Here is a 19679-nt window from a genome sequence, read left to right as displayed (position 1 = left end):
TTATCGATTATGGAAACTGCACTTCACCACGTGGCGCAGCCGGTCAAAGCAGCAGCTGCGCGCGAACATTGTCTTCGTTGACCTCCTCGCCGGCCAGCGATCGCGTGATCTTGCCCTTCTCCATGATGTAGCAGCGCTGCGCGATCTCCAGGATGGTGTCGAGATTCTGCTCGACGAAGATGATCGTGGTCCCAAGCTCGGTGCGGAACGATTTCAGCGCCTCGCAAATGTGCTGCACGATCGAGGGTTGGATGCCCTCCGACGGCTCGTCGAGGATCATCAAGGCCGGGTTGCCGATCAGCGCACGGCCGATCGCCAGTTGCTGCTGCTCGCCGCCCGACATCGTCCCCGCGATCTGCCGCCGGCGCTCCTTGAGGCGCGGAAAATACTGGTAGACGAGCTCCGGCATCTTCTTCCCTTCGGGGCCGCCGATCAGCTCGCCGACCTGGAGGTTTTCCTCGACGCTCATCTGCGGAAACACATCGCGGCCCTGCGGGATGTAGCCGAAGCCGGCGCGCGCCCGCGCGTCGGCCTCGAGCTGCGTGACATCCTGGTCCATGAAGGTGATAGTGCCGCGCCAGCTCTGCAGCAGGCCGATCAGGCACCGCATCAGGGTCGACTTGCCGACGCCGTTGCGGCCGATCACCCCGACGATCTCGCCGCGCGCAACCTGCATGCTGACGCCCTGCAGGATCGGCGTCGCGCCGTAGCCCGCCCACAGTCCCGAAACGTCCAGAATGCGATCAGTGGGCATGAGTCTTGCCCAGATAGATCTCCGCGACCTTCTCGTCTTCCAGGATGGCCTCGAGGCTGCCGCGCGCGAAGATCTTGCCAAGATGCAGAACAGTAACGCGCTGGGCGACCTGACGCACGAATGCCATATCATGCTCGACGACCAGCACCGTCATGCCCTCCGCGTTGAACGACTTGATCAGCTCGCCGGTCTTATAGGTCTCTTCCGGCGACATGCCGGCGGTCGGCTCGTCGAGCAACAGGAGTTGCGGCTGCAACGCCAGCGCCATCCCGATCTCCAGCCATTGCTGCTGGCCGTGCGACAGCGCGCCGGCAAGCTTGCCGCTGTCGTCAGACAGATTGAGCAGCGCCAGCAGCCGCTTCTCCTCGGCAACGCGTTCGGCGCCCGAAAGACGTTCCTGCAACGCGACCTGGATGTTCTGCCGCACCGGCAATTCCTTGAACACGCTCGGCGCCTGCATCTTGATGCTCATGCCGCGCTGCACCCGCGCGTAAGGACGCTCGGCGGTGATATCGATGGAATCGAAGAAAATGCTGCCCGCGGTCGGCGGATAGAGGCCGACGATCAGCTTGAACAGCGTGCTCTTCCCGGCTCCGTTAGGCCCGATCAGGCAGTGCACCTCGCCGGCGTTGACCGTCAGATCGACGTCGGAGACCGCGGTCAATCCGCCGAAACGCTTGGAGACGCCTTTCACATCGACCAGTGCCATGGATCAGGTCTCATCCGATTGCAGGCGGCCGGTATCGGCCACTGCGGGGCTCTCGTCGTGACGACGGCGCCGGTTCCACCAATCGACAACGAGCTTGCCGATGCCGAGCACAAATCCCTGCGGCGCCAGCATTACGGTGGCGAGCAGCAGCACGCCCATCAGCACCAGCGCCGCCTGCTGGCTGTAGACCGTGATGGTCTGAAAGCCGAACAGCAGCAGGAACGACCCGACCAGCGTCGCGGTCAGATCGTTGCGTCCGGAGAACGCCACCCACACGATCGGCATGGCAGCCGCCGGCAGGCCGATGCTGGACGGGGTGATGAACTGGCCCCAGGACGTGTACAGCGCGCCGCTCAGCCCCGCGAGGCCGCTCCCGATCACAAAGGTCAGAAGCTGATACTTGCGGACATCGTAGCCGAGCATCTCGGCGCGCTGCGGATTCTCCCGTGTCGCCACGATCACGTTGCCGACGCTCGAGTTCACCAGCATGCGCAACGCGATGTAGACGATCACGATCAGCGCGATCATGAGGTAATAGAGCGCCGATCCCTCGATATCGAAGTCGCCGACGGTGAGCGGGTCCATCCCCTTCATGCCGTTGAAGCCGTTCAGGCGGGCCGGCCCGATATGCCATTCGGGTCCGGCGGTCTGGCCAAGGAAGAAGGCCAGCACCAGCGTCGCCGACAGCGTCACAATGCCGAAGAAGATCCCGCTAATGCCGCCCCAGATCATGAAGTAGCCGAGGACCCCCGCCGCGATCATCGCGATGACGACCGAGAGAACGAGCGCGGCGATCGTGGCCGTTCCGCCGCCCATGTTGATGGCAAGCACGCCATAGCCGTAACCGGCGATACCGAAGAAGAAGGTCTGGCCGAACGACAGCATCCCGCCATAGCCCCACATCAGGCAGAGCCCCAGCGCCATGAAGATCCAGATCAGGAAGTAGGCGAAATTGCCGACATCATAGGAATCGGCGAACAGCGGATAGATCAGCGCGCCCGCCAGCACGGCAAGGAAGCAGGACCAGAAGATCTTGCCGCGTCCGAGCGTCTGCGGGCCGTCGAGCAGCTTCAACATCGGAAATTCCCGTCTAGCGCCCACGACGCACCAGCACGCTGGATAGCCCTTCGGGCAGCACACGTATGATCAGGATCACGGCAAACAGCATGCCGATCTGCCCGATGATCTGCCCATAGCTCGCATTGAGCGCCATCCTGATCATCGCCAGGAACACCGCGGCCGGCGCGGTCCCGAGCAGCACGTTGGCGCCGCCGATCACGACCGTGACGAAGCTCTCGACCACGAAGGTCGCTCCCATGGTCGGGATCAGCGTCATGGTCGGCGCGTAGAGCGCGCCGCACAGCCCCGCGAGCGCCGTGCCGATCCCGAAGCTGATGGAGTAGATGCGCCCGGTGCGCGCCCCGAGCGCCTTCGCCATCGCGGCGTTCTGCATCGTCGCGCGCGCGATCACGCCAAAGCGCGTCTTCATGAAGATGATATAGAGCCCCGCCAGCACCGCCACCGCGCAACCGAACAGCACCAGCCGGTAGGTCGAGAACGTGTAGCCACCGATCGCAAAACTTCCTTCCGGCGTACCGATCCCGCGCACGGCGGAGCCGACGATCAGCAGCATCGACTGCGTCACGATCAGGCTGAGGCCCCAAGTCGCGAGCAGCGAGTCGAGCGGACGCTTGTAGAAGCGGCGCACGATCAGCAGCTCGACGATCATGCCGATGACCCCCGCCGTCAGCGCGGCCAGGATCTGGGCAATCGGGAGCGGCACGCCGAGATTCACCAGGCCGACCGTCACATAGGCCCCGCACATGATGAACTCGCCATGCGCCATGTTGATGACGCCCATCATGCCGAACACGATGGCAAGGCCCGCAGCCGACAGGATCAGGAACGCGAAAACGTCGGCGAACTGATAGAATACCGAGAAGAGTTCAGCCGACATTCCGGTCTCCGTGATCACGGCGCCGCATCATTGCGGCGCCGGTTCGTTTCGAAGCTGTGATGCAAGGCACGAGCAAGATTCGTGCCCGCGCATCAAGATTTGCTGGGAAGATGACTCGGCGTGTACTGATCCTTGTCGTTCTTCTTGGTCAGATCGCAGCCGATCTCGCCGAGCCAGTACGGCTGGATCGTTCCGTAGTCCTTCTCGACCGTTACCTCGTGCTTGGGCCCGACCGAGATCAGGCGCATGCGGTGCGAGGTATGCTGGCTCTTCGGATCGATGCAGACCTTGCCCTCGGGCGCATCGATGCAGGCATCGCCCGTCGCAATCACCTTGCGCATGTCCTCGAGCTTGGTAGACTTCGCCTTCTCGACCAGCGTCTTGTACATGTAGAGCGCGTTGTAGGCGTTGTAGCCCATGTCGTTGATGTAGAGCTCGTCGGGGAATTTGGCGTGCCAGCGCTTCTTGAAGTCGTTGGCTTCGGGCGTATCGATCTCCTCGAACCAGTTGGCGGTCGCATGCATGTTGTTGAGTGCCGGCGGCTTGAACCGCTTGTGCTCGAAGCCGAGCATGATCTTGATCGAGGACCCCATCGGCAGATTGAGATTGGCCGCCGCCGCCTGCTCGAAGAACGAGTCCTGCGCGGCGCCGACATTGATCGTCAACAGCCAGTCCGGCTTCGCCTTCTGGATGTTCTGGATCGTCTGCGCGAATTGCGACACGCCGAGCGGGATGAATTCCTCGCCAACGACCTCGCCGCCGAGGTCCTTCATGATCTTCCGGTTCCACTCGGCGGAGATCTGACCGAAATTGTAGTCGGCGGCGATGACGTAGACCTTCTTGCCGAACTTCTGGACCATCCAGGGGATCAGGGTCGAGAACTGCTGCTCGGGCACCGCGCCCATGCTGATCATGCTGGCGTCGCAGACGCCGCCTTCATACTGGTTCGTATAGAAGTACGGCGTGGTGGTGCGATCGACGATCGGACGCAGCGCCTCGCGCGAGGCCGAGGTGATGCCGCCGATCAGCACGTCGACCTTGTCGCGGTTGAGCAGCCGTCGGCCGAACTCCTGATAGCGGGCATTGTCGCCCTGGGGATCAAGGTGGATCAGCTCGATTTGGCGGCCGAGAATGCCGCCGCTCTTGTTGATCTCCTCGACCGCCAGCTGCGAGCCGTGCAGCTTCGGCATGCCCATGAACGCGAGGTCGCCGGAGACGTCTTCCAGCAGGCCGACCTTCAGCGGCGGCTCGGCCGCCCGAGCGCTACCTATCGCCATCGTCCCGAGCACGACACCAAGCAACGCCATTCCGACCATACGCCCCGAATACATCTCGATATCCCCTGTCGTTGAAGGATGAATGAAGTCACGCCTTGAGGTAATTCTTCAGAATCGACGCCCCCATCGTGTATTTGGGGTCGACCATGTTGCCGAGCCGCATGCGGCCGGCCTGGCTGAGCAGCATGTAGGCGTCGATCTCATCGAAGCCGTAATCGGCGCTCATCCACCGCACGAGCTCGCGATAGGCGATCCGCGCCGCGTCTTCGAGCGGTCGCGCGCTGCCGATCGTCATGATGAAGTCGCGGGTCTCGAGCCGCGGCCAGGCGAAGCTCCAGTTCTTGATCAGATCGATCTGCAGCGTCACGGTCGCACGCTGTTCGAGCGCGACGCCCGAAAGCTCGCCGTCGCCCTGCGTGGCGTGGCAGTCGCCGACATAGAGCAGCCCGCCTTCGGCATGCACCGGAAAATAGATGATCGCGCCCGGCGCGACGTCGGGCAGGTCCATGTTGCCGCCGTGATAGTCGGGCTGCAGCGAGGAGATCGCCTCGATCTCGGGCGATACGCCGATCGTGCCGATGAACGGCTCATAGGGCAGCGTGATCTTGTCGTTCCAGCGCACGCCGTTGCGATCGACATGCAGCTTCTTGACGCGCTCCGGCAGCGGCGGATTGAGCATTGCCGTCGACGCCGTCCCGACCAGGCCGCCGAACTCCGGAATGATGCAGGTCGTCCCGGCCGGCTGCGCGCCGCGGGTCTCGACGTCACGGATATAGACCGCGAGGCAATCGCCCTTTTTGGCGCCCTTGACGGCGATCGGCCCGCATTGCGGGTTCAGGTACGGGAAATTCAGCTTCGCCGTAGGGCTGTCGGTCTCGCTCGTGAGCACGCCGCCGAACGCATCCTCGGTCTCGACGACGACGACTCCACCGGGATCGATCGACAAGGTCGGCTTGGCATAGGGTCCGTAGACGTAATGGAAGCCACCCTGCTGCTCGATCGTCAGACTATGGGTCGTACCGGTCGCGCCCTTGGCGACGGCGCGATTGGCCATTATGGAACTCTTCAACCAATCTTCGGTCATGCGAACGGCTCCTCACTCAGATCGCGGGATGGCGCTTGTGCCACTCGGTGACGCGCTGGAAGGCATCGCCCGCGCGGACGAGGCTTGCCTCGTCGAAGTGACGGCCGACGAACTGGAAGGCGATCGGGCCGCCGTTCGGCGCAAAGCCGCCGGGAAGCGTCACGGTCGGGCTGCCGGTCATGTCGAACGGACAGGTGAAGCGCAGCAGCCCGGTAATCAGCGACGGGTCCTCACCCAACGCCGCCATCTTGGCCAATGTCGGCGCGGCGAAAGCCTGGGCCGGGACCGCGATCAGGTCGACGGTCTCGAACAGCAGCCGCACCGCTCCGCGGAACGCTTCGCGCCGCAGCACGATCTTCTGATAGTCCATGCCGGATTGCGCCCGACCGAGATCGAGCAGGCTTGCGAGCGCCGGACCGTATTCGTCCTTGCGCGCGGGGTAGGTTTCCGCGTGCGCGACGGCGACTTCGATGCCGCACAGCGGGAACCAGTCCTCGATCACGGCCTTCGGATCGGGGAACGTGATGTCCTTGATCTTGGCACCGAGGTCGGCGGCAACACGCAGGCCTTCGCTGAGCACCTTGCCGGCGGGCTCATCGGTGCCCTCGCTCGTCCAGCGCCGATCGACGCCGATTGACACGCCGCGCAAATCTCCGGTCAGGCCGGCGAGATAGTCCGGCACCGGCAACGGCACCGACGTCGTGTCCTTGGGATCCTGGCCGGCGATCACGGCAAGGATTGCGCCGCAGTCGACGGCGCTGCGTGCCATCGGACCGATATGATCCAGCGTTGCCGCGAGTTCGAAAGCGCCGTATCGGCTGACGCGGCCCCAGGTCGGCTTCAGCCCGGTGACGCCGTTGGCGGCCGAGGGAAACCGGATCGAGCCGCCGGTGTCGGTTCCAAGCGAACCAAAGCAAAGCCCCGCTGCGGTGGCGACGCCGGAACCGCTCGAGGATGCGCCGGACCACAGATCAGCATTCCATGGGTTCTTCGGCGGATCGATCTTCGGGTGATGGTCGGCATAGGCGCCTTCGGTCTGCTGCAGCTTGCCGAGGATAACAGCGCCGGCGTCCTTCAGCCGCGCAACCACCGTGGCATCCTCGCTCGGACGGAAATCGCGGTGGATGGTCATGCCATGCGCGGCAGGCGCGCCCTTGGCCCAGCACAGGTCCTTGACCGCGATCGGCACGCCGTGCAGCGGCCCCTTGATCTTGCCGGACGCGATCTCCTTTTCGGCTGCGGCCGCTTCGGCAAGCGCGGCCTCGCCCATCACATGGGCGTAGCTCTTGAGCTTGCCGTCGAGCTGCCCGATCCGCCCGAGCATCGCCTTGGTCACCTCGACCGGCGAGAGCTTCCCGGCCTGGATTTGCTGCCCGACCTCAATCAATCCGAGATAGTGAAGATCCGTCGTCGCCATCGTTTCTCATCCCCGCACTTGGCACGACACAAGCGCAGGCACCGCCCATCACCGCGCATGCGCCTCCGGCTTGACGACACGGGCGTGTCGCCAATTTGTTTCGCGGCAAAAGCAAAAAGCCACCCGCCCCTCCAAACGAAGGTGACGAATGGCCCAAATGCCGCGGCTATGAACTGTCGCAAGGGACCGTGATCGAACGGAGCACTCTGCGCGGCGATCGGGACGTCATCGGCCAAATCGACGCGCGCAAGGTTCGACAGGAAGCCCTGTAGGAGAAAATTCTAAGGAAGTGTGCAGCGCATTGTCAACGAGGCTGACTGCACAAATTTCGCGAGGTGCATGCGCAGCAAATCGGCATGACCTCTTGCCCCGACCTCTGCGAAGATGATTTCCTTACTGAGTTGCAATGAAAGCCGCCGATGACAAAGCCGTCCATTCCCGTTGGCATCATCTGCTCGCAGCACGGGCCTTATCAGGCCATGGGCCGCGAGATCCTCAAGAGCGCCATGATGGCGGTCGACGAGATCAACGAGCAGGACGAGTTCGACTTCTCGATCGCAGCGCATGTCCGCGATCCCCACGGAATCATTTCGGAATACCATACGGTCTGCGACGACCTCATTCGCAATGTCGGGGTCGAGCATATCATCGGCTGCTACACTTCGGCCTCGCGCAAGCAGGTGCTGCCGATCGTCGAGCGCACCGACCGCCTGCTCTGGTATCCGGCGCGCTACGAGGGATTCGAATGTTCCGACAACGTCATCTATGTCGGCGCCTCGCCCAATCACAATGTGCTGCCGCTGGTACGTTACGTGCTCGACAATTTGTCACGCGAGATCTTCTGTGTCGGCTCCAACTATGTCTGGACCTGGGAAACCAATCGCGTCACCCGCGAGCTGGTGACGGCGGCGCGCGGAAAGATTCTCGCGGAACGCCTGCTCGAGCTCGGCGAAAGCGCGGTCGCGCACATCGTCGACGAGATCGTGCGGCGCCGGCCGCCTGTCGTGTTCAACACGCTGGTCGGCAGTTCGAGCTATGATTTCATCCGCGCCTTTCATGCCGCAACCAGCGCGGCGGGCCTCGACATTCCGATGCTGAGCTGCAGCCTGTGCGAGCCCGAGCTCAAGATCGCGGGTCCCGCATCGGCCGGTTGCATCACCTCGTCGGCCTATTTCGAGAGCATTCGCCTGCCCGAGAACCGAGCCTTCGTCGCGCGCTGGAAGGCGCGTCATGGCGACCACTCTAGCCCGTCCGTGGATGGCCAATCGGCCTATGTCGCGGTCTATCTGCTGGCCCGCGCGCTGCAGCGCGCCGGCACATCCGATATCGGCGACGTGCGGCGCGCCGCGGCCGGCCATCGCTACAATTCGCCGCAAGGTCCGGTCTGGATCGACGGCAGCAACAATCACTGCGTCCTGACGCCGCGGCTCGCCGTCTCCAACGCCGAAGGACAGTTTGATATCTTCTGGGAAGCTGAAGCTCCAGTTAAGCCGGATCCCTATCTGACGCAGCTCGACATCGCCGCAAGCCCCGCAAGGGATGGGACGCTGCCGAATGCGCCACATTTGCGGGTGGTGAAATGAGCAAGCCGTCGTCATTTTCGTTGCGCGGACGCAAGGCGCTCGTTGCCATCAAGGACGAGCGCGACGCCGCCATCGTGAGGCGCCAGTTCGAGCGTCTCGGGATCGACATCGTCACATGGCATGGCGGCTGGGATGGCGGCGCCAAGATCGACTGTCGGCCGGACGTGACGTTGATCGACGACGAGTTCCTGCCGCTCACCTCAGCGGCGCAGCGCGCATCGCTTGGACGAAGCCCGGTGATCGCCCTGCTCGGCACCGAGACGCCGAGCCGCTTGAAGCTGGTGCTCGACCTCGAGCCGGCATCGTTCCTGGTCAAGCCGCTGCGCTCGGCCGGCATCTATGCCGCGCTCGTGCTGGCCTTCGAACGAAGCGAGCGGACCCACGAACTGAAGCAGCAGGTGCTCAAGCTTGAGCAGCGGTTGCGATCACGCCGCGTCGTGCTCGCGGCGGTGCTACAGGTCATGCACACCCATGCGCTGGCCGAGCCGGCCGCCTTTGCGCTGATCCGGCGCGCCGCCATGGAGCAGCGCAAGACCATCGAGGAGCTCGCTGCCGAGATCACGGCAAAGGGATCCCTGCCCCGGGCGACGGGCTAGATCGCTGCGACTATTTCTTCAGCTCCGCATAGAGCTGCATCACCCGTTGCGGTAGCACCTCGATGCGCGGCACGCGCAGCGCATAGCGATCACCGAAGATGCGATCGAGCTGGGGAAATCTGTCTTCGCCTATCCCAAAAGCGAAAAGATCGGTACCGCGCCGCCGCAGCTGCTGCGCGGCACGGCGCGCGTCCTCCACAAGATATTGCGGGTCGGGCGCATCGACGTCGGACGGCTCGCCGTCGGTCAGCACCAGCAGCACCTTCCGGAATGCGCGTCGTCCGGCGAGGTAGCCCCCGGCATGGCGCAACGCCGCGCCCAGCCGGGTGGAATGGCTGCTGCCGAGCCCCACGAGACGAGAGCGAACGACGGCGTCCATCGGCTCCTCAAAACCCTTGATGCGCAGATAGCGCACGCGCTCGCGGCCGTCGGAGCTGAAGCCATGCACGGCGATCGCGTCATTGGCAGCGTCGACCGCCGACGCCATGATCGCGGCGGCCTTCTGCTCGACGTCGAGAACCGTTCGGCCACGGCGGTCACGGTCCGCCGTCGATTGCGACAGGTCCAGGAGCAGCAGAATGGCGAGATCGCGCGGGCCCGGCGCATCGCGCTGATAGACCCTGGGCTCGCTGATGCTGCCGCCACGCCGCTCGATGGTGAGCGCGATCGCCGCGTCGATGTCGAGCGCATCGCCATCGCGCTGGCCCTTGTGCCTGATACGACGGCCGATCGACGCGTCGCGGGTCAACTCGGTGATCCAGCGCATCGCCTCGGTGTCCGTCGAAGGATCGAACGGCTGCGCGGACACCGCGGCGTCGGCCTCCAGGATCGTCGTCCAGTCCGCCCGCTCCGTGCGCGCGGCATAATCCCATTCCGGATAGGTCGCGACCGGAAATCCGTCCAGCAGCGTCACCGCGCTGGCTTTTGCGCGCAACGTCTCGTCCGGCTCGGCGTTGTCGTCGGTGGATTTTCCACCTGCATCGTCGCGACGCTCGATCCGCACGGAATCGACCGCAAGTTCGATCGTCTCGGTCGGACTGTCCGGCTGGTCGCCAAAATCCCACAGCGCCAGATTGTCGTCGCGGTAAGCGGGCTCGACGACATAGCTCTTGGCGTTGAATTGCAGCCGCATCTGCCCGATGTCGTTGCCAAGCAGTCCGCCGATCTCGCGACTGATCGCCGGATCGGTCCAGCGGCCGGCGGCATCGGCAAACAGCGTACGTCCTTTAGTCACCCACGCATCAGGATCCTGATAGTCCGGATCGATCAGCGCCCGCGCCAACCGCATCATCAGCCCGCCTGCTGTTGCTTGCCCCGATGGTGTGGCAGCGTGGAACGGCAGCCACAGCCGGCGCAACCCGGGCATCTCGCGCAGCGCCAGCGCCTCGACCCTGGCGTCCTCGAGCAGCGAGACCAGCGCAATCTGCAGTGCCTTCAGCCGCCCCACGGGAAAGCGGACGGCGGAATGCACCAGATGCGCGCCGGCATGCGCGATCGCCGCAAGATAGACCATATCGGCGCCCTCACCTTCGAAGCCGGGAAAGGTCTCTGGGAAGCCGATAAAGCCGGCGGCGAGCGAGGGACGCCGCGGCACCGGCGTCGGCGCAACGCCAAGTTTGCGGAAACGCGGCTTTCTGTTCCACAGCGCGAGCGTGGTTGCGGCGAGGCGCTGCTCCAACCGTGCGAAATCATCGCCGGTCCGGCCGACGGCGAACAGCCGCGCCGACAGGGGATCATCGAGCGCGAAATAAGCCCGTCGTCGCGCAGCACGACCGCCGCTTGCGCGCAGGCCCGCTGAAACCCAGGCAGAAAAATCTTCGCCGCCGGCATGCGCAAGCAGTGGCCCCAGCCGGTCGATCGCAAGGCCCACGGATTCCGGCCCTGTCTCCGCGAGCTGGCCGAGCGCGGCAAGAACGGCGGTGAGATCTCCGGCACCCGCGAGCCGCGGCAGCACCTTGGCCATTTCGGTCAGCAACGCGTGCGCGACGCGGCTTCCGGCGTTTCGGCCGATATCGCCGGCGGCGTGGCCAATCGCGATCAGATCATCGATCGATCGCTGCGCCGGCCATTGCTCCGATAGACGCAGAAAGCCGAGCACCACGGTCTGGCCGAGGTTCGCCTCGAACAGGTCATGCACAGTCCCGTCCCAGGCCGCGAGATGATCGAACGGCCCGGTCCGGTGCAGTGCAGCCCGCGCCGCCTGCACGGCTGAACTGATGTCATCGTGACCGCGCAGCAGTGCCGCAAGCCGACGTCCGGATCGGAAGCTATCGAACGAACTGATTTGCGCGACCGCCACCTCAAGACTTCCGTTCACGCGCAGGCCGAGATCACGTCGCGCAACGTGTTCCTGGTGTCCGCGTCATCGGTCAAGGGAACGACGATCGTGGTCTCGCAGGCCTTTTCAAGGCTGATGCCGCATCCGATGAGGCGGCCGGCATTGACCAGCATCCGGGTCGAGGCGCCCTCGTCGAGACCCTGGCCCTTCAGGTTGCGACTGTGCCGGGCGATCTTCACCAGGAGATCAGCGAGATCAGGCTCGATGCCGGCTTCGCGCGACACCACCTCGGTTTCCGCCGATCGGTCTGGATAGCCGAAATCCAGCGCCGCGAAGCGCTGTTTGGTGGATTCCTTGAGGTCCTTGATCGCGCTCTGGTAGCCCGGATTGTAGGAAATCACGAGCTGGAAGTCGGAATGAGCGTGGATCAGCTCACCCCGCTTTTCCAGCGGCAGCACGCGGCGATCGTCGGTCAAGGGATGGATCACGACGGTGGTGTCCTGGCGCGCCTCGACGATCTCGTCGAGATAGCAGATCGCGCCGAGGCGTACGGCTGTCGTGAGCGGCCCGTCGCTCCACACAGTCCCCTCGGCATCGAGCAGCCAGCGCCCGACCAGATCCGCCGCCGTCATGTCCTCGTGACAGGCGACCGTGATGAGCGGACGGCCGAGCCGCCAGGCCATGTATTCGATGAAGCGGGTCTTGCCGCAGCCGGTGGGGCCTTTCAGCATCACCGGCATGCGGTTCGCATAAGCTGCACCGAACAGTTCGACCTCATCCCTGAGGGGCCGGTAGTACGGCTCCTCCCGGATGCGGTACTGGTCAAGCAGCAAAGCGGGATTGGACAAAGCTCACGCCTCCCATGATCGCACAGGCAACCGTTCGCAATCGTTCGAACTCACGATGCGAGCAGCTCCTTGAGCTTGCTATCGATGAAGGCGACGTCGACCGGATTGGTCCCCGGCCCGCCCGCGAAGTGGCCCCAGATCGACGGCACCGGCACGAACTTGGCGTTCGGCATGTTCGCGACCTCGAACTCGCTGTCTTCAGGCGGGAAGTAGAGATCGGTCTGCCCCGGCATGACATACGTCTTCGCTTTGATCGCCTTCAGAGCGGCCTTGAAGTCACCGTTGTAGATCTCGTTGGCGCTGATGTCACCGTTCTGCCAGGTCCACAGCATGGTGAGCAGGTTGTTGGCATCCTTCGGCAGGAAGAAGCCTTCCCAGAACGCCACCAGGAAATCCTCCAGCGACGAATAGCCGAGCGTCTTGATGTCGAGCTGCTCGCGGTAGAAGGCCTGCGAGAAGCCCCAGCCGGCATAGACCCGCGCGGCGGCGCGCAGGCCACGGGCCGGCTTGTCGGTGTACCAGCCCTCCTTCCAGGCGGCATCCGCGGTGAGTGCCGCCTTGACGCCTTCGAGGAACACAAAATTGTGGCGCGAGCATTTTGCCGAGCCGCAGAACGGCGCCAAAAGGTCCATCATGTCCGGATAGAGCGCGCCCCAATGGAACGTCTGCAACGCGCCCATAGACCAGCCGACCACTAGGCGGATGTGCTTGATGCCGAATTTCTCCGTCACCAAGCGGTGCTGGGCGCGGACATTGTCATAGGCCGTCACCTGCGGGAAGCGCGGTCCATTATAAGGTTCCGGTGTGTTGCTCGGCGACGACGACAGGCCGTTGCCCAGCATGTTCGGAATGATGATGAAGTATTTCGACGGATCGAGCGCCCTGCCCGGTCCGATCAGCCATTCATTGTCGTAGTGCTGGCCGGAGTACCAGGTCGGATAGACGATGACGTTGTCCTTGGCCGCGTTGAGCTGGCCATAGGTCTTGTACGCGAGCTTGCAATCGCGAATGGTCGCGCCGCGCTGCAAGGCCAGATTGCCGAGATCATGGATCTGATAGTCGACGCTCATTTGATATACCCTTCTTGCTTGATCGAGATCGTCGCTTACGCGGGACGCGCTACCTTCTCTGCCGACGACTCCACCCGCGCGATCGCCCCGTAGACGATGCCGGCGACCAGCGCGGCTGATATCGCAGTGGACAACCCCGGCATCAGGTTTTCAACCGCAAAGGCGCACAGCGACCCGATGCCCCAGGCAATGAACGGCTTCGCGCGCCAGTCCGCGTCCGCCCGTGCCTCGGCGCGCAACAGATACTGATCGACCAGGATGATCGCGCCGATCGGCGGCACGAGGATGCCGAGCAGCGACAGCCACTGGATGAAGAACGCCCAGACATTGCCCGCGGCGACGACGATGCCGATGGCGCCGAGGATCACCGCCATCAGGCGCATATTGGTGCCGAGGATCCGCGACCAGCCGGTCGCCGCATTGTAAAGGCAGTGCGAGCAGACCGAGCCGAGATTGGTGTAGAGGAAGATGAAGGCGAGAATGCTGAGCCAGGTCAACTGCTTGCCGTTCATGTAGCCGAACATGTTGTCGACCCCGAACGGATTGGCGTTTGGCACGGCAAGCGCAGCGGTCATCACGCCGCCGACCAGCATCGCCACCAGATTGGCGAACGGAAACGCGCTGAACGTGGCGAACAGCGACGCCCGCGAACTCGGCGCCCAGCGGTTGAAGTCCGCCGTCACCGTTCCGGCGTCGATGAACAGCGCCAGCACCACCGTCAGGCCGACGCCCATCGACATGCTGGCCGCGCCATTGTTGCCGGCATAACCGAAGATCGCGGCTGACGTCGTGGTCGACGCCGCATCGGCCGCGACCCAGAGGCCGAGCACGACGAACAGCGGCACCGATGCCAGCCCGATATAGTGCAATCCCTTCACACCGACGAAGGTGATCCCGATATACAGCACGCCCGCGACGATGGTCATCGCCACGTAGTTGAGGCCGTAGGTCGAGGAGATCAATGCGCCGGTGATGCCGGTCTGCACCGCATACCAGCCGAGCAGCAAAGTCGACAGCAGGCCGGACGCTAGCACGTAGCCCTTCTTGCCGAACACGATGCTCGCGATCAGCGCGAAGTTCATGCCGCGCCGGGTGCCGATCAGGCCGAGCGCGCCGACATAGGCAAACATGATCAGATTGCCGATGATCATCGCCACCAGCGCATTCTTGAAGCCCATGCCCAGCACCAGCAGCGATCCGGTCATCGCGCCGGTGATGATCATCGGAAAGCCCAGCCACACCATCGTGACCGAGAAGGCGCTGCGCCGGGCGCTGATCGGCACCGGCTCGTGCTCGAATTCGTGGCCGAGAAGATCGTCGATCTGTTCCTCGGTGTGATGAACCAGCCCGCTATTCGATTGACCGCTCATGATGTCCCCCCCCCCTTTTTCCTCTACGAGGAAGTCTCCGCCGCTGCATCGAACCACGCCGGCGCGAAACATCGCGCCGGCGCAGATCGTCGATATCGCCTAGCGATGTGCGACTTTCTGGTTCGGAATGCCCTCGATCGGGCACTCGTCGGTTCCGACGGTCGGACGGGTCATGGCCTCGACCATCTCGCGCGTGCCCTCGGGGTCAGTGATCCAGTTCTTGTAGAAGGTGTAGGGGCAGACCGCGTGGCCGCGATCACCGTCGCCGGAGTTGATCAGGCCGGTATAGCCGCGGTGCATCAGCTTGAAGAGATGGTTCTGCGACTGCATGTTGCGGCGAGCATCGCGGATCAGCGACACCGAGAGCTGCGCGTACTGGATGCCGTTCTCCTCGGTACCGCACTCCCCGAGCGTGCGGCCGTCGAAACCGATCAGCGCCGAGTGGCCGAAGTAAGAATAGACGCCGTCGAAGCCCGAGGCGTTGGCGACCGCGACGTAGCAGTTGTTGGCCCAGGCCATCGACTTCGAGATCTGGATCTGCTGCTCCTTGGCCGGGTACATGTAGCCCTGGCAGCGGACGATCAGCTCGGCGCCACGCATGGCGCAGTCGCGCCAGATCTCCGGATAGTTGCCGTCATCGCAGATGATCAGGCTGATCTTCAGCCCCTTCGGACCATCAGAGACGTAGGTGCAGTCGCCGGGATACCAGCCCTCGATCGGGACCCACGGCATGATCTTGCGATACTTCTGGACGATGTCGCCCTTGTCGTTCATCAGGATCAGGGTGTTGTACGGCGCCTTGTTGGGATGCTCCTCATGCCGCTCGCCGGTCAGCGAGAATACGCCCCAGACCTTGGCCTTGCGGCAGGCGTCGGCGAAGATGCGGGTCTCCTCGCCCGGCACCGACGACGCCGTCTCGTACATCTCCTTGGAGTCGTACATGATGCCGTGGGTCGAGTATTCCGGGAAGATCACGAGGTCCATGCCCGGCAGGCCGAGCTTCATGCCCTCGACCATTTTGGCGATGTTGCGCGCGTTATCCAGCACCTCGGCCTTGGTGTGCAGACGCGGCATCTTGTAATTGACCACGGCAACGCCGACCGTGTCTTTGCTGCTCGATATGTCTCCATGCAACATGTCTCGACTCCCTTTCTTGATAATTCCCGCTACACGGCCATGTGCAGCTGGATGAGATCATCCGTGAGCTCACCGATCGCGCCCTTGGCGACGACGCGACCCTTTTCGAGCAGCGCGAAGCGGTGAGACGCGCGCCGCGCGAACGCGACATTCTGTTCGACCAGCACGACCGTGATGCCGCGCTCGCGATTGAGCCGCGTGATCACGTCCTCGATCTGCTCGACGATGTTCGGCTGGATGCCCTCGGTCGGCTCGTCCAGCAGGATGACCTTGGGCTGAGCCAGCAGCGCACGCGCGATCGCGAGCTGCTGCTGCTGGCCGCCGGAGAGATTGCCGCCGTACCGATTGAGAAAATCCTTGAGCACCGGAAACAGCTCGAGCACCCATTCCTCGATGCCGCCGGCGGATTTCGCAGCGAAGGTCCCGAGCGTCAGATTCTCCCGCACAGTGAACTTCGGCAGGATCCCGCGGCCCTGCGGCACATAGGCAATGCCGGCCTTGGCGCGCTGATAGGTGCGGAGCGGCGAAATGTCCGCACCATCGAGCGACAGGCGTCCGGTGCACCGGTCCATCAGGCCGAGGATGCTGCGCATCAGCGTGGTCTTGCCGACGCCGTTGCGGCCGAGCACCGAGAGGAACTCGCCACTGCCGACCATCAGGTTGATGCCCTGCAGAGCGCGGCTGTTGCCGTAGAAAGCGTCGACGTCGGTCAGCTCAAGCATGGCTGATGCCTCCCGATCCCAAATAGGCGCGGCGCACCTCGGGATGCGCCTCGACTTCCGCCGCGGTACCCTCAGCCAGCATCTGGCCCATATGCATCACCGAGATGATGTCGCCAATCGCCTTCACAAAACCCATGTCGTGCTCGACCACGATCAGCGTGTGCCTGCCCTTCAGGCGCGCGAACAGTTCGGCGGTCTTGCGGGTTTCCTGCGCCGTCATGCCGGCGGTGGGCTCGTCCATCAGGATCAGCTCGGCGTCTTGGGCGACCAGCATGCCGATCTCGAGCCACTGGGTCTGGCCGTGCGATAGATAGGCGGCGGGCCGGTCGAGCTGCTCGGTGAGCCCGACCAGTTCGGCGAGACGCTCGATATCTTCCCGTCCGGAGTTGCCGATACTCCAGCGGAGATTGCCGAGCACGGAGGTCCGGCGCGCGCGGGCCACGTCGAGATTCTCGGAGACCGTGAGCTCCCGGAACACGCTCGGCACCTGGAACTTGCGGCCAACGCCGGCGCGGGCAATCTCGTATTCTTCGAGATCCTGCAGCGCGGTGCCGTCGAAGCTGACGGTGCCGGCGCTCGGCTTGACCTTGCCGCAGATGATGTCCAGCGCCGTGGTCTTGCCCGCGCCGTTCGGCCCGATCAGGCAGCGCAACTCGCCCTTGCGCACGCTCATGTTGAGCGCGTTGAGCGCCTTGAAGCCGTTGAAGCTGACCGAGACGTCACGAAGGTCGAGATGCGAGCTCATGTGCTGCCCTCCGTCTGGCCGACGCTTTGCGCAACGCCGCGGCCGGCAGCCTGCCGGCGCTGCGCGATCCAGCGCAACACGACCTGCGCGAGGCCGGCGAGCCCCTTCGGCAGGAACAGCACCACGAGCACGAACAGCGCGCCCATCACCAGCGTCCAGGTTTCCAGGAACGCCGCGGACTCCGACAACGCGCCCTGCATGCCCGCGACCAGCACCGCGCCGAGGAACGCGCCGACCAGGCTCTGCCGGCCGCCGACCGCGCACCACACCACGACCGAGAGCGAAAGCTGCACGCCGAGGAAGGTCGGCGAGGCAAACTCCATCACCACCGTGTAGAGCATGCCGGCAAGGCCCGCGATCGCCGCCGACAGCGCGAACACGAAGATCTGGTAGAGCGCGACGTCGTAGCCGAAGTAGCGCACCCGGCTCTCGTGGTCGCGGATCGCCTGCACGATCAGGCCGGCCTTGGACTTCGTGAAGGCGAAGGCAACCAGTAGGCTGAACAGCACGCATCCGGCGACGAGGTAGTAGGTTGCGCGGCCATAGGCATCGAAGGCGACGCCGAAGATCTCGAGCTGGGCGAGATCGGTGATGCCGTTGAAGCCGCCGGTGTAGCTCTGCTGGTCGATGATCACGAGATTGATCACCACCATGGTCGCGAGCGTGATGATCGAGACGTAGACGCCGGTGACCCGGCCGCGGAACATGAACCAGCCCAGCGCCGCCGCGACCAGCGCCGGCACGATCAGGCCCGCGGCGATGGCGAAGGACAGCGAGCGGAACGGTTCCCAGAACCACGGCAGATACTGGACGTTGTTCCAGACCATGAAGTCCGGCAGGCCACTTGCTCCGGTGTGCACAGGAACGGTCTTGAGCTTCAGCGCCATCGCCATGGCGTAGGAGCCGAGCCCGAAACTCATCGCCTGGCCGAGATTGAGGATGCCGCCGAATCCCCAGGACAGCCCGAGCGATATCGTGAGAATGCCCAGCACCAGGTAGCGCGCGACCTTGTTGAGCAGGAAGTCATTGTTGAGCAGCACCGGCAGCGCAAACACGATCGCACAGACGATCAGTATCGGTGCAAGCTGCGCGATCAGGCGCTGCAATCCGCTGGAGTTGGGAACATTCGACGACATGAATGAGCGATCTGTCTCAGATCCGCACGCGCGCGGTGAAAAGCCCTTCGGGGCGGAAACGGATGAGGACGACGATGGCGAGCAGCACGATCGCCTTGGCCACCGTGTCGTTCTGCAGGAACGCGATGCCGCCGGAGAGCTCGCCGAGGATGAAGGCGCTCGCCACGGTTCCGGCGAGGCTCTGCACGCCGCCGAGCACGACCACCATGAAGGCGTCGACCACATAGCCGGTGCCCATATCGGGCGACACGCTCTTGAGCGGCGACACCAGCGCGCCGGCAAGTCCCGCAAGCCCCGCGCCATAGGCGAAGGTCAGCGCATAGACCCGCTTGGCATTGATGCCGAACGAGGCGGCAACTGAGCGGTCCTGGATGATGGCGCGCAGCTTCATCCCGACCGTGGTGCGGTTCATCAGCAGCCAGGTCGCACCGAACAGCGCGATCGAGATGATGAACAGGAACACCCGATACGACGAGATCGGGATGCCGAACACGTTCATGCTGTCGGATAGCGCCGGCGGCAGCTGCACGTAGCGCAATTCGCTTCCGACCATCAGCCGCACCGCCTGCTGCAGCATGATGCCGACGCCCCAGGTCGCGAGGATCGTATCGAGCGGCCTGTTATTGAGCAGGCTCAGGACGTAGCGCTCGATGACCCAGCCGAACGCGGCGACCACCAGGAAGATCGGCACCAGGCTCGCCAGCAGGCCGAGCCCGAGATAGGTGTGGAACACCCAGGCGGCGTAGGCCCCGAGCATCACGAACTCGCCATGGGCGAGATTGATGATGCCCATCGACCCGTAGATGATCGACAGGCCCAGCGCCACCAGCAGCAGGATCGACCCGATGCTGAGGCCGGTGACGATTTGTTCGATGAATTGGTCCACGCCGGGATCCGCTCTTCGGTGTTCGTTTGCTGCGCCCTGCCCTCGCCCGATGCGCGCGAGGGTGGCATTCGTCCGGAAGCCGGCCGCCGCCGCCGCACGCCGACGGCCTT

Annotated in this window: 18 protein-coding genes; 2 read left to right on the top strand and 16 right to left on the bottom strand. The window is 64.1% G+C overall.

The window, feature by feature from the left end; translation table 11 throughout:
• Positions 1-43: 43 nt before the first annotated feature.
• From ACVILL_RS28085 to ACVILL_RS28055, 7 genes are all read right to left on the bottom strand, one after another.
• A complete protein-coding gene (locus ACVILL_RS28085) occupies positions 44-754 on the bottom strand; it encodes an ABC transporter ATP-binding protein (RefSeq protein ID WP_456732020.1) in 711 nt (236 codons plus the stop codon).
• A complete protein-coding gene (locus ACVILL_RS28080; RefSeq protein WP_456732019.1) occupies positions 744-1463 on the bottom strand; it encodes an ATP-binding cassette domain-containing protein in 720 nt (239 codons plus the stop codon). The genes ACVILL_RS28085 and ACVILL_RS28080 overlap by 11 nt, the downstream gene beginning before the upstream one ends.
• Before the next feature lie 3 nt (positions 1464-1466).
• Positions 1467-2540: a branched-chain amino acid ABC transporter permease gene (locus ACVILL_RS28075; RefSeq protein WP_456732018.1), complete on the bottom strand. Its 1074-nt coding sequence runs from the start codon at positions 2538-2540 to the stop codon at positions 1467-1469.
• Between the two features lie 13 nt (positions 2541-2553).
• The gene (locus tag ACVILL_RS28070; RefSeq protein WP_456732017.1) at positions 2554-3420 is read right to left on the bottom strand and encodes an ABC transporter permease subunit; all 867 of its coding nucleotides are present in this window, start codon (positions 3418-3420) and stop codon (positions 2554-2556) included.
• Positions 3421-3512: 92 nt separating this feature from the next.
• On the bottom strand, positions 3513-4751 hold the full coding sequence (locus ACVILL_RS28065) for an urea ABC transporter substrate-binding protein (RefSeq protein ID WP_456732016.1): 1239 nt from the start codon (positions 4749-4751) through the stop codon (positions 3513-3515).
• Between the two features lie 34 nt (positions 4752-4785).
• Positions 4786-5781, bottom strand: coding sequence for an acetamidase/formamidase family protein (locus tag ACVILL_RS28060; RefSeq protein ID WP_456732015.1), 996 nt, complete (start codon positions 5779-5781; stop codon positions 4786-4788).
• A gap of 16 nt (positions 5782-5797) precedes the next feature.
• The gene (locus ACVILL_RS28055; RefSeq protein WP_456732014.1) at positions 5798-7198 is read right to left on the bottom strand and encodes an amidase; all 1401 of its coding nucleotides are present in this window, start codon (positions 7196-7198) and stop codon (positions 5798-5800) included.
• A gap of 419 nt (positions 7199-7617) precedes the next feature.
• Here ACVILL_RS28055 and ACVILL_RS28050 point away from each other — a divergent pair, with 419 nt between their 5' ends.
• Together ACVILL_RS28050 and ACVILL_RS28045 are read left to right on the top strand one after the other, a co-directional pair.
• Positions 7618-8781 carry a transporter substrate-binding domain-containing protein gene (locus ACVILL_RS28050; RefSeq protein ID WP_456732013.1) on the top strand — a complete coding sequence of 388 codons (1164 nt, stop codon included), beginning with the start codon at positions 7618-7620 and terminating at the stop codon, positions 8779-8781.
• Positions 8778-9377: an ANTAR domain-containing response regulator gene (locus ACVILL_RS28045; RefSeq protein ID WP_456732012.1), complete on the top strand. Its 600-nt coding sequence runs from the start codon at positions 8778-8780 to the stop codon at positions 9375-9377. The genes ACVILL_RS28050 and ACVILL_RS28045 overlap by 4 nt, the downstream gene beginning before the upstream one ends.
• Positions 9378-9387: 10 nt before the next feature.
• Here the strand turns inward: ACVILL_RS28045 and ACVILL_RS28040 are convergent, their stop codons facing one another.
• From ACVILL_RS28040 to urtB, 9 genes are all read right to left on the bottom strand, one after another.
• Positions 9388-11676, bottom strand: coding sequence for a VWA domain-containing protein (locus tag ACVILL_RS28040; protein ID WP_456732011.1), 2289 nt, complete (start codon positions 11674-11676; stop codon positions 9388-9390).
• A gap of 14 nt (positions 11677-11690) precedes the next feature.
• On the bottom strand, positions 11691-12503 hold the full coding sequence (locus ACVILL_RS28035) for an AAA family ATPase (RefSeq protein ID WP_456732010.1): 813 nt from the start codon (positions 12501-12503) through the stop codon (positions 11691-11693).
• 50 nt (positions 12504-12553) lie between these two features.
• Positions 12554-13573 carry an alpha/beta fold hydrolase gene (locus ACVILL_RS28030; protein WP_456732009.1) on the bottom strand — a complete coding sequence of 340 codons (1020 nt, stop codon included), beginning with the start codon at positions 13571-13573 and terminating at the stop codon, positions 12554-12556.
• Positions 13574-13608: 35 nt separating this feature from the next.
• The gene (locus ACVILL_RS28025; RefSeq protein ID WP_456732008.1) at positions 13609-14943 is read right to left on the bottom strand and encodes a purine-cytosine permease family protein; all 1335 of its coding nucleotides are present in this window, start codon (positions 14941-14943) and stop codon (positions 13609-13611) included.
• Between the two features lie 99 nt (positions 14944-15042).
• Positions 15043-16080 (bottom strand): aliphatic amidase, encoded by a 1038-nt coding sequence (locus tag ACVILL_RS28020; protein WP_456732007.1) that lies wholly within the window; start codon positions 16078-16080, stop codon positions 15043-15045.
• Between the two features lie 29 nt (positions 16081-16109).
• Positions 16110-16802 (bottom strand): urea ABC transporter ATP-binding subunit UrtE, encoded by a 693-nt coding sequence (gene urtE / locus ACVILL_RS28015; RefSeq protein WP_456732006.1) that lies wholly within the window; start codon positions 16800-16802, stop codon positions 16110-16112.
• Complete coding sequence (gene urtD, locus ACVILL_RS28010; protein ID WP_456732005.1) at positions 16795-17547, bottom strand: urea ABC transporter ATP-binding protein UrtD; 753 nt, start codon at positions 17545-17547, stop codon at positions 16795-16797. The genes urtE and urtD overlap by 8 nt, the downstream gene beginning before the upstream one ends.
• Complete coding sequence (urtC, locus tag ACVILL_RS28005) at positions 17544-18683, bottom strand: urea ABC transporter permease subunit UrtC (RefSeq protein ID WP_456732004.1); 1140 nt, start codon at positions 18681-18683, stop codon at positions 17544-17546. The genes urtD and urtC overlap by 4 nt, the downstream gene beginning before the upstream one ends.
• Positions 18684-18699: 16 nt before the next feature.
• Positions 18700-19569: an urea ABC transporter permease subunit UrtB gene (gene urtB / locus ACVILL_RS28000; protein ID WP_456732003.1), complete on the bottom strand. Its 870-nt coding sequence runs from the start codon at positions 19567-19569 to the stop codon at positions 18700-18702.
• Positions 19570-19679: the final 110 nt, after the last annotated feature.

Source organism: Bradyrhizobium sp. USDA 3364 (genome assembly GCF_054056355.1).
This window is presented reverse-complemented; position numbering and strand designations above follow the sequence as displayed.

Excerpts from the sequence above, each read along its gene's own strand:
- urtC (WP_456732004.1), bottom strand. The coding sequence starts at position 18,683 with ATGTCGTCGAATGTTCCCAACTCCAGCGGATTGCAGCGCCTGATCGCG.
- ACVILL_RS28060 (WP_456732015.1), bottom strand. The coding sequence starts at position 5,781 with ATGACCGAAGATTGGTTGAAGAGTTCCATAATGGCCAATCGCGCCGTC.
- ACVILL_RS28025 (WP_456732008.1), bottom strand. The coding sequence starts at position 14,943 with ATGAGCGGTCAATCGAATAGCGGGCTGGTTCATCACACCGAGGAACAG.
- ACVILL_RS28020 (WP_456732007.1), bottom strand. The coding sequence starts at position 16,080 with ATGTTGCATGGAGACATATCGAGCAGCAAAGACACGGTCGGCGTTGCC.
- ACVILL_RS28080 (WP_456732019.1), bottom strand. The coding sequence starts at position 1,463 with ATGGCACTGGTCGATGTGAAAGGCGTCTCCAAGCGTTTCGGCGGATTG.
- ACVILL_RS28055 (WP_456732014.1), bottom strand. The coding sequence starts at position 7,198 with ATGGCGACGACGGATCTTCACTATCTCGGATTGATTGAGGTCGGGCAG.
- ACVILL_RS28070 (WP_456732017.1), bottom strand. The coding sequence starts at position 3,420 with ATGTCGGCTGAACTCTTCTCGGTATTCTATCAGTTCGCCGACGTTTTC.
- ACVILL_RS28045 (WP_456732012.1), top strand. The coding sequence starts at position 8,778 with ATGAGCAAGCCGTCGTCATTTTCGTTGCGCGGACGCAAGGCGCTCGTT.
- urtD (WP_456732005.1), bottom strand. The coding sequence starts at position 17,547 with ATGAGCTCGCATCTCGACCTTCGTGACGTCTCGGTCAGCTTCAACGGC.
- ACVILL_RS28065 (WP_456732016.1), bottom strand. The coding sequence starts at position 4,751 with ATGTATTCGGGGCGTATGGTCGGAATGGCGTTGCTTGGTGTCGTGCTC.
- ACVILL_RS28050 (WP_456732013.1), top strand. The coding sequence starts at position 7,618 with ATGACAAAGCCGTCCATTCCCGTTGGCATCATCTGCTCGCAGCACGGG.
- ACVILL_RS28075 (WP_456732018.1), bottom strand. The coding sequence starts at position 2,540 with ATGTTGAAGCTGCTCGACGGCCCGCAGACGCTCGGACGCGGCAAGATC.
- ACVILL_RS28030 (WP_456732009.1), bottom strand. The coding sequence starts at position 13,573 with ATGAGCGTCGACTATCAGATCCATGATCTCGGCAATCTGGCCTTGCAG.
- urtE (WP_456732006.1), bottom strand. The coding sequence starts at position 16,802 with ATGCTTGAGCTGACCGACGTCGACGCTTTCTACGGCAACAGCCGCGCT.
- ACVILL_RS28085 (WP_456732020.1), bottom strand. The coding sequence starts at position 754 with ATGCCCACTGATCGCATTCTGGACGTTTCGGGACTGTGGGCGGGCTAC.